Consider the following 8,171-nt stretch of genomic DNA (forward strand, 5'->3'; position numbering starts at 1 on the left):
CGTCAAGAACGAGATAGAGGTAACCCTGCTGTCGTCGCGCCCCTCGCGGGCGCGTGGGTTAAAACGTGAGCCAGTAGATGCACGCCGTCGTGTCGGGCGGCACGTCCTCAAGCGTCTCCTCGACCGTGACCCCCTGCGGCCCCTTGCGCTTGCGCACCGTGCGCTTGCGATAGCCCTTGGCGCGGTTGAACAGCGAGTCCTCGATTACGAAGTCCGCCAGCGCACGACCCTCGTTTAGGGCGTCCGAAAACTCCTCGTGCGCCTTGGCCCACTTCTGCCCCTGGCCGAGGACTTGGCGGGCTTCTTCTTCGTAGGCATGGCTCCATAATCGTGGGCGCGTCACCTGCTAAGATTGGGTGGTCTCATCTTCCATGCCGAGACAGAAGGACCCCCGGAGGTTCGGTCTCCGGGGGTCTTCTCTTACATGTTGCTGTCGCGGTCCTTCTTCATTGCCTCGATGATTTCGTCCAGCTTCTTTTGGCGCTTCTTGCTGTCCTCAATCTCCTTGGCGTCCTCGAACCGGCCTATCAGCTGGTTCAGGTAGCTCGCGAACTGCTGCTCGGTCATTCCCATCTCGTCCATGCCTTTCAGCTCCTTCGGCTCGGGCCTCGCCCTAACCTGCTGATACTAATTATAACCCATGTATCAGCAGGTTACAACTATCAATCTAACTTATTTTTGTCCATGTCGGAACGCACGAGCGCCTTGATGTAGGTCGATGCCGCGCCCTCCTGCGCCTGGATCCACTCGTACAGCTCCATCTCGTTCGGGGAGAACTTGAGGTTGACCTGCTTGGTGTGCAGGCGCTGGTACTTCGCGCTCGCCCTCTTCTGGGCCTCGGTAGACGCCATGGCGGCTCCTCTCGTCATGGGTCATTATAACGTATATTGTTGAACTCGACAAAATGAACAGGCCCTCCGAAGAGGGCCTTCGACTACCTACCGAGGAGCCGCACCGCCTCTCCGCGTATCTCTTGCTCGAAGGTCGTCCTCTTGAGGCGCGCCAAGCTAAGCGTGTCCTGGTGCGAGGCCTTGAAGCACATTGCGCTGCCGGGGACGGTCATGGCGGGCGTCGGCTCCGCCGGGACCCCTGACGCGAGCGAGACGGCGTTGAAGTCGTTCGGTCTGAATCCGTCGAGGTCGCCGCAGCAGCACGCCATGCTGTCGCCCATGCTCCGAAGCCGGTTCTCGGCGCACAGGAACAGCAGCCCGCTCCCGTGGCAGGCGTCCCGCACCTTCTCGTAGTGCGTGCGCAGGCGCTCAACCGGGTAGCACCAGTCCCCGCCCACCCGCACGGTGCCGGGGGCGCGGCGCTTGAACTTCATGCCCTCGACGGTGACGGCGTCCGCCCCGGCCTCGGTGATGCATGCAGAGAGGCTTGCGTTGCGGCCAGCAATGGATTGAATGACACCGGTAACCCGGTCGGCGGGCGATTCGTCCGTGATGACGAGGATGGTGAGGTCGTTGGTGGGAGAAGTGAGGGGCTAGCTGATTTTGGAGAGCCTTGCCGCGAGGTCCGCCCACTCGCGCTGGGCCTCCAGCTCGGCGAGCTTCGCCTTGGCCTCCTTCTGTGCCCTCTCGAGGTCGGTCATCTGGGACGCCTTGAGCTTTTCCAGCTCGTCGGCGGCGCCCTTGTTGGTCTTGGCCTTGCGCTCCCACTCGCGCGAGTGCTCGATGGCGGCGCGGTACTTGGCCTCCCAGTCGGTGAGCTGCTCGGCCGCCTTGGCCTTCAGGGCCTCGGCCTGCTTGGCGGTCTCGTCTGCCATGTCTTCTCCCTCCCCGCCTTTCCGGCGGCCCCTCCGGCCGTTCGGCCTCGGGGGATTGTGTACGGGTATGAAAAGGGCCCCTTGCGGGGCCAGTTTCGACTTAGTTTGTGCTCGTGCCTACGATTGGAGGTAGGAGTCGAAGTCGGTCGACACCGTGACGGGGCCGTGCGAGCTTATACGCACGGTAACCACCTGGTCGACGTCGCTGTAGAGCTGGTCGGGGACGTACTCGTCGGCGTGCTCGCACAGCGCCCATCCGGCGCGCTTGATGAGACCGACGAAGGCGTCGCGACCGGACGTCCCCGCCTTGCACTCCATCTTTATTAGCTTCGCTATCACGGGGGCTCCAATCGGCATGAAAAAGGCCGCTCGGAGGCGGCCGGTAAAGTTAGATTTGAATCGCTGTCTACATTCAAGCAAGAATAGAGACGATGTCAGCGGACGGGACGAACTCGTCATCATAGGCATGGGGGCCATCGGGAGTAGCGAACTCGACTTGACAGCCATCTTCATAGACGTCAATCACGTAGCCGACCCTACCATCAGCCACCTTGACCTTGTCGAAATCCTTCATTCCACCAACCCGCCCCTACTCATCAACGTAGACGGTCACGAGCCTGAGCTCCGTTGCTCCCGGGTCGAGAACCCACCCAGCCTGAACCTTTGCCCGTCTCCCATCCTTTCCAGTCATAATCATCTTACTCGTGAAGTGTTTGCCATGTGAGTCGGTGTTTCGTAGCGTTGGGTCATGCTCGGCTACATGCTCATAGACCCTGTCCATGACCTCAGCATAGTCACTGAGCTGATAGCCGAGGTATATTCGCCACGCCCTTGCCTTGTCTGGCTGCCGCTCCGGGTTAAGCGAGTATTGCGTGAGCTTCCGCTCGTCAAAAGTGACCTTGTTGGCACCGATACGAACCTTATCTGCATCAGGTGGCGGGACTACGCCAGTCTTGAACCACGTGGGGTCACGAGATTCCACTACCTGAGCCATGCGCCTGTTGACGTAGGCGTCAAACGCCTTGCCCGCCTTACCGCCATGCGCCTGAATGTAAGCCTCGCGCTTGGCGTCGGGCATCGCGTCCCAGTCGGCCCGCAGGCCGTCGCGGCCCCCGAGCGATTCGAGCAGGTCGTTGTAGCGCCCGTACATTCCGTCCGGGTCGTAACCGCCTATGCTCGCACCGCCGAAGTCCGGCTCCACCCTGCAGTCGCAGCCCGCGTGCGCGTGGCTCGCGGCCTCGGGCGAGGTCCAGTGGAAGCCGAAGCTCGCCAGCATGAGGCAGAACCCGCACGTCTCGGAACCTGACGGCACGCGACAGTACCTCGGCTTGTCGGGGTCGCGGCCCGCGTTAAGGGCCATGCACTCGTTTGCGGCGCGCCGCACCTCGTAGTCGGTACGGTCGGCCAGGCCGGAGACGAAGGCGTCGAGCCTGCCGTCCACCGCTTTCTGAACGAGGGCACGGACGGCCCCCTCGGTGGCGAGCGGGTCGCGTCCGGTGAGCACCGAGGCGGAGTAGGCATGGGCCGGTGACTGGATGGCCCGCACCGCGTCGTAGTGCTCGGCGGCGCGCCCCGCCGACACGTCGGCGAGGTAGGAGACGGACTGCTCCATGAGCGCGATGACGGCGTTCCTCAGAGCAGCGACATCTGAGATTGCGCCGTCACTGCCGACGAACTGGGGCATCAGCCTGTCGAGCGCCTGCCCGACCATCCTCCGGCCGGCCTCGGAGGTCGCGTTGACCTCACGCGTCAGCTCGTCCAGCAGGCTGCGAGGAATTCGCACTCTCAGCCTCCTTGGTCGGCGCGAACAGCGAGCTTATCGCCGCGTCCGCCTGTGCCCTCTTCTTGTCGGCCTGCATCCGCTGCCTCTGCTCCTCGGTGTAGCCAAGCATCTCGAGGGCGACCGACGTGTCGGCGAGCCACGGGATGGCCTGCACCTGCTTGAGCAGGGCGTCGGACATCGAGACCACGCTCGGCCTCGCCTCGTCGCGGAACATCGGCTCGATGCCGTGGCCCGCGTCGCGCTCGGTCGCCCAGTCGGTGCCGTGCGCCACGGCGAGCGCCATGAGGGCGACGCTCCTCAGCGCCTGCGCGTTGGACCGGTTGAGGTTCTGCGCGTCGATGACGAGGTCCTCCTTGGCCGCGTAGATGGCCTCGGCGGAGCTGGGGTTGTCCGACACCACGCCGAGCGACGAGAGCGGCAGGTCGGTCTCGCCGGCGAACTGGGCGGCGAGCGAGCGCATGTAGTCGATGTGCGGCTGCATGGTGAGCTGCGGCGACTGCCAGATGGTCGGCGAGTCGCCGTCCGGGTCCTTGGCGACCTCCTGCATGACGCCCATGGCTGCGCTGTAGCGGTTGCCGTCGTTGATGGTCTCGGCGTCGGTCCCCAGGAGCCACTTCTGGGGGAACGCGGCGAACTCGGCGGCGACCTCGGAGCGGGCCTTCTCGCGCACCGCGTCGTCGGTGATGCTCATGACGGTGCGCGTGATGCGGCTCTGGCCGAAGGGCCGCTCGAGCGTCGGCTCGTAGGGCATCGGCTCCATGAGGGGCCTGCCCATGCCGTGCGGCCTGGAGGCCGCCGACCACCTATCGCCATCCGCGCGGAGTTCGATGACGCAGCCGGGCTCGTAGACGCCGACCAGCGTCGGCACGCGCTCGTCGGTCACCTCGGCGTCCTTGGCGGTGTAGCCGTCGAGCACCGAGCGGTTGGCGAGCGCGAGCACGGCCTTGCGCGGCCAGTCCACGTGCGGGCGAATGAGCGCGTCGGGCGGAGCATCGTCGCGCACGCCTCGCTCGCGCAGCCCCTCGTCCTTGATCACCTTGTTGATGGCCGAGCGACCGCGACCGAGGTTCCGGGCAATCGCCGTCACGCCGAGCTGGGGGGGGGAGTGGCTCCTCACGTACTCGCGCTCCGCCTCGGTGAGCGACCCCTTGGGCTTCGCCGGTCTCGGGCTCCTGCGCGTGGTGCCCCTCACGGTCGAGGAAAAAGAATGGCGCTATGTCCGCTGGAGCGCCGACCCCCCCCAAGGGGGGGGAGGCATGCCCCCACTCCCCGAGACGGTGACCGGTCACCACTCCCGCGAGCGGACGACGGTCAGCCGACGAGTGCGCTCGTCTCCTGGCATGTGGTTGCTCTTGAGTTGGTTGCATCGTCTGTGCGTCGGCTGCAGGTTGCCGTAGTCGAACGGCGAGCCGCCGCGCGAGACCGGGACGATCTCGTCAGCCTCGAACGACCAAGGGTCGTTCGCCGGCAGCGCGTAGTCGATTGGCCTGCTGCAGATCGCGCACGGCCTGCCCTCTGACTTGAGGCGGGCGCGCAGCTTGCGCCTGAGATTGCCGTTTGCGAAGCGTGGGTTCGTATTCGACACGGGCACTGCCCTTTCCCAGCATGCGGGGGCCACCCGGCTGGGGTGGCCCCATCCGTCATCCATGGGCGCGATGGCGGAACCACGGCCCCGCATCGTCTCGCGCTCGTACGCGTAAGCCCACCTATACCACCCGGGGGCACTGCCCGTCACTGCCAGACACTGCCACTGGTATGGGTGGGGGGGGGTAAGGAAAGGGCCCCCGGCGCTGAGCCAGGGGCCAGAAGACGCGTCCAGCCACGCCTGGTGCCGCATGGAGGTGGCACCACTTACGCGGTGACGGTCTCGCGGGCGGGCCTCCCGGCCTTGGGGGCCTCCGCCTTGCGGGCCAGCACCGAGTTCTCGGAGACCATGCGCGTTGAGCCCACCTTCCATGACTCGAGCAGTCCGGCCGAGACGAGCTGCGAGACGCGAGCGGTGCTCACGCCCAGCTCCCGCGCCGCCTCGGACGCCGTCATGGCCGGGACGTCCCCGAGGCTCGCCTCGATGGCCACGGCGATGACGGTCCCGCCGCGACGCGGCTTGTTCCCCAGGGCCCCCTGCGGGAGTGCCTTGCCCCTCGCGAGCGCGTCGAGGACGTGAATGCGCAGCCAGTCGGCGGCCATGTCGATAGCGTCGTAGATGTCGGTGCCGCACGTCGCGCCCTCCATGCCGAACGGCTCGGCGCAGACCATGCCCTCGTCCTCGAAGAACTCGAACTCCCTCACGTATGCCATGTTTCCTCCCTTGGCTATGTCGGCGGTGGCCCCGGAGGGCCGGGCTATCTCAGCCCGGCCTCCTTGCGAATCATCTCGGCGGTCCTGTTCGGTATCTCCCGGTGCCTCGGGACTGGGACCACCCTCCCGTTGGGCGCGAGCCAGATGTCGTGGTTCCCGCCCGACTTCAGGAACTTCCCGCCGGCATCCGAGAGCTCGCGCTCGAGGTCTCACTTCTTGGTCAACGTCCTTCCTTTCGGCATGTACATATTAGCATCGCTAAGTATTTATATAGTTGTATTTCTTAGCCTTTCTTATATTTCTTGCTCAGCGCCGCCCTCGCCCGCCATGGCCACCTCGGGCGTGAGGACGTCGACGAGGTCGAGCGCCTTGCCCCTCTCCCTGTAGGCGGTTCGAAGGTTGTAGCTGGCCACCACCGCCGCCCTGCCCAGCTCTCGCCGCCGAGGTAGTGGTGCTAGAGCAGGTCTGCTGTTCTCGTCCCGAGCAGCGCCGGCACGCCGCCACGGTTATCGCCTCTGTGGAGGGACGTGGCGTGCAGATGAGGTCTGTAAACCGCCGAATACTGGTGACAAGCTCGGCGGCGCATGATTCTGTGCCTACCTTGCCGTGTCCGAATCTCCTCTTTGACCCCTGTGGGCGGCTGGCGTCCGCCCGAGCAACCTGGTTGCTCACATGGTGTCTCATTATTTGTGAACCGTGCTTTGAACGTGTCACAAAGCGATAACAATGTTAAGCAAAAAGGAATTGGTATGGCAGGCAACGCAACCGTCACCATCCGGGTTGCCCCAGAGCTCAAGCGTACGGCCGCGGAGGCGGCCGAGGGCTATGGGCTCGATTTCTCCACGGCGACACGTCTCTTCTACACGCAGATGGTCAACACCAATGCGCTTCCCATCACCTTTGACTATCGCTGTCCCAACGCCGAAAGCCGGGAGGCCATAGCTCAGGTGCGCGAGATCGTTGCGAGGGGTGGGGCGGGTCGCTTCGCCACTGCCGACCACATGTTTGTAACTAGCCATGCGAGAAGCGTGCCCCAGACACATTCTCAGTGCGTTGCTGCGGAATCGCGGTGAAAATGCACGGGTGGTAATTTGCGTGTGGCGGGCGAGCAGTTTAACTGCCATATGGGGAGCACCTTCCGGAGCAAGTGGCCGCAGACTGCCGACCGATGCGATAGCTGCCATGTGGAGAGCGCTGTGCGAGCATGAAGCGACACCTCCAGTCGTAGACTGGGACCGCTGGCAAATCTTGGGCGTGCCGCCGATTGTGCGGCTGTCCCGCAGGGGATTGGAGCGTTCATGAGAGTTGCGCTGCTGGAGCCGCTGGGGGTGCCGGAGGCGACGATTCGCGAGCTGGCCGCGCCCATCGAGGCCGCGGGCCATGAGTTTGCCTACTACGACGAGAAGACGACCGACGCGGCCGAGCTTGCACGTCGTTCGGCGGGGGCCGACGTGGTGATGATCGCGAACAGCCCGTATCCGGCCGAGGTCGTGCGGGCCGCGGACGCGCTCAAGATGATTGCCGTGGCGTTCACGGGCATCGACCACGTGGGCCTCGACGCCTGCCGGGAGCGCGGCGTGACCGTCTGCAACTGCGCTGGCTACTCCGACGTGAGCGTGGCCGAGCTCACGGCGGGCCCCGCGATCGACGTGCTGCGCAAGGTCGTCGAGGCGGACGCGTCCGCTCGCACGCACGGCACCTCGGCCGGCCTTGTGGGGCGCGAGATCTCGGGCAAGACGGTTGGCATCGTGGGTACCGGCCAAATCGGGTGCGCGGCGGGCAGGCTGTTCCGCGCCTTTGGCGCGCGCGTGCTGGGATATGCCCGCCACGAGAGCGCAGCCGCGACGGACGCGGGCATCGAGCAGGTGTCGCTCGGGCAGCTGCTTGCTGAGTCTGACATCGTGAGCCTCCACGTGCCGCTCAACGACTCGACGCGCGGTTGGTTTGACGCGGACAAGATCTCTGCGATGGGGGACGGTGCCGTCCTGATTAACTGCGCCCGCGGCGCCATCGTGGACAACGACGCGCTTGCGGCGGCGCTCAACGGCGGCAAGCTCTCCGGCGCGGGTATCGACGTGTTTGACATGGAGCCGCCCCTGCCCACGGGCTACGCGCTCGCGAGCGCCAAGAACTGCGTGCTCACGCCCCATGTGGCCTATCTCACGGAGGAGGCCATGCAGCGTCGGGCGAAGATTGAGTTCGGCAACGTGGAGAGCTGGCTTGCCGGCACCCCCACGAACGTCTGTGCGCTGTAAGGTCTCGGTTGCGACTGGCGCCGGCCGATCCGGCCGGGGCGGGTCAATTGGGGACGTGTTCGTTTTGACC

At 65.3% G+C, this 8,171-nt stretch carries 13 protein-coding genes and 1 pseudogene; 2 read left to right on the forward strand and 12 right to left on the reverse strand.

Going from position 1 to position 8,171, the window contains the following annotated elements; translation table 11 throughout:
• Positions 1 to 58: 58 nt before the first annotated feature.
• The 12 genes and pseudogenes from EFAMC1_RS10755 to EFAMC1_RS11570 form a co-directional block, all read right to left on the reverse strand.
• A complete protein-coding gene (locus EFAMC1_RS10755; protein WP_154054269.1) occupies positions 59 to 343 on the reverse strand; it encodes a hypothetical protein in 285 nt (94 codons plus the stop codon).
• Positions 344 to 420: 77 nt separating this feature from the next.
• Positions 421 to 582, reverse strand: coding sequence for a hypothetical protein (locus EFAMC1_RS10760; protein ID WP_187324672.1), 162 nt, complete (start codon positions 580 to 582; stop codon positions 421 to 423).
• An 80-nt stretch (positions 583 to 662) separates the two neighbouring features.
• Positions 663 to 851 (reverse strand): hypothetical protein, encoded by a 189-nt coding sequence (locus tag EFAMC1_RS10765; RefSeq protein WP_154054270.1) that lies wholly within the window; start codon positions 849 to 851, stop codon positions 663 to 665.
• Between the two features lie 83 nt (positions 852 to 934).
• Entirely contained in the window at positions 935 to 1,324 is a 390-nt protein-coding gene (locus EFAMC1_RS10770) for a hypothetical protein (RefSeq protein ID WP_154054271.1), read from the reverse strand.
• A 159-nt stretch (positions 1,325 to 1,483) separates the two neighbouring features.
• Entirely contained in the window at positions 1,484 to 1,765 is a 282-nt protein-coding gene (locus EFAMC1_RS10775; protein WP_154054272.1) for a hypothetical protein, read from the reverse strand.
• 117 nt (positions 1,766 to 1,882) lie between these two features.
• Positions 1,883 to 2,104, reverse strand: a complete 222-nt coding sequence (locus EFAMC1_RS10780) for a hypothetical protein (RefSeq protein ID WP_154054273.1) — start codon at positions 2,102 to 2,104, stop codon at positions 1,883 to 1,885.
• Positions 2,105 to 2,177: 73 nt separating this feature from the next.
• Entirely contained in the window at positions 2,178 to 2,339 is a 162-nt protein-coding gene (locus EFAMC1_RS10785) for a hypothetical protein (protein ID WP_187324673.1), read from the reverse strand.
• 15 nt (positions 2,340 to 2,354) lie between these two features.
• Positions 2,355 to 3,548 (reverse strand): DUF6883 domain-containing protein, encoded by a 1,194-nt coding sequence (locus EFAMC1_RS10790; RefSeq protein ID WP_154054274.1) that lies wholly within the window; start codon positions 3,546 to 3,548, stop codon positions 2,355 to 2,357.
• Positions 3,508 to 4,665 (reverse strand): phage portal protein, encoded by a 1,158-nt coding sequence (locus EFAMC1_RS10795; protein ID WP_187324674.1) that lies wholly within the window; start codon positions 4,663 to 4,665, stop codon positions 3,508 to 3,510. Before EFAMC1_RS10795 ends, EFAMC1_RS10790 begins: the two co-directional genes overlap by 41 nt.
• 168 nt (positions 4,666 to 4,833) lie before the next feature.
• On the reverse strand, positions 4,834 to 5,133 hold the full coding sequence (locus EFAMC1_RS10800) for an HNH endonuclease signature motif containing protein (protein WP_261981884.1): 300 nt from the start codon (positions 5,131 to 5,133) through the stop codon (positions 4,834 to 4,836).
• 266 nt (positions 5,134 to 5,399) lie between these two features.
• On the reverse strand, positions 5,400 to 5,846 hold the full coding sequence (locus EFAMC1_RS10805; RefSeq protein ID WP_154054276.1) for a helix-turn-helix domain-containing protein: 447 nt from the start codon (positions 5,844 to 5,846) through the stop codon (positions 5,400 to 5,402).
• A 44-nt stretch (positions 5,847 to 5,890) separates the two neighbouring features.
• A pseudogene (locus EFAMC1_RS11570) lies at positions 5,891 to 6,043 on the reverse strand (type II toxin-antitoxin system HicA family toxin); the annotation flags it as partial.
• Between the two features lie 552 nt (positions 6,044 to 6,595).
• Between EFAMC1_RS11570 and EFAMC1_RS10815 the strand changes: the two are divergent.
• Together EFAMC1_RS10815 and EFAMC1_RS10820 are read left to right on the forward strand one after the other, a co-directional pair.
• Entirely contained in the window at positions 6,596 to 6,919 is a 324-nt protein-coding gene (locus tag EFAMC1_RS10815) for a type II toxin-antitoxin system RelB/DinJ family antitoxin (RefSeq protein WP_154054277.1), read from the forward strand.
• Between the two features lie 225 nt (positions 6,920 to 7,144).
• Positions 7,145 to 8,101, forward strand: a complete 957-nt coding sequence (locus tag EFAMC1_RS10820) for a 2-hydroxyacid dehydrogenase (RefSeq protein WP_154054278.1) — start codon at positions 7,145 to 7,147, stop codon at positions 8,099 to 8,101.
• Positions 8,102 to 8,171 lie beyond the last annotated feature (70 nt).

The sequence above is a fragment of the Olsenella uli genome (assembly GCF_901212675.1).
GTDB classification, from domain to species: Bacteria; Actinomycetota; Coriobacteriia; order Coriobacteriales; family Atopobiaceae; genus Parolsenella; species Parolsenella uli_B.

Coding starts and splice junctions, on each gene's coding strand:
- EFAMC1_RS10760 (WP_187324672.1), bottom strand. CDS start 582: ATGGACGAGATGGGAATGACCGAGCAGCAGTTCGCGAGCTACCTGAAC.
- EFAMC1_RS10765 (WP_154054270.1), bottom strand. CDS start 851: ATGGCGTCTACCGAGGCCCAGAAGAGGGCGAGCGCGAAGTACCAGCGC.
- EFAMC1_RS10770 (WP_154054271.1), bottom strand. CDS start 1,324: ATGAAGTTCAAGCGCCGCGCCCCCGGCACCGTGCGGGTGGGCGGGGAC.
- EFAMC1_RS10775 (WP_154054272.1), bottom strand. CDS start 1,765: ATGGCAGACGAGACCGCCAAGCAGGCCGAGGCCCTGAAGGCCAAGGCG.
- EFAMC1_RS10785 (WP_187324673.1), bottom strand. CDS start 2,339: ATGAAGGATTTCGACAAGGTCAAGGTGGCTGATGGTAGGGTCGGCTAC.
- EFAMC1_RS10805 (WP_154054276.1), bottom strand. CDS start 5,846: ATGGCATACGTGAGGGAGTTCGAGTTCTTCGAGGACGAGGGCATGGTC.
- EFAMC1_RS10815 (WP_154054277.1), top strand. CDS start 6,596: ATGGCAGGCAACGCAACCGTCACCATCCGGGTTGCCCCAGAGCTCAAG.
- EFAMC1_RS10820 (WP_154054278.1), top strand. CDS start 7,145: ATGAGAGTTGCGCTGCTGGAGCCGCTGGGGGTGCCGGAGGCGACGATT.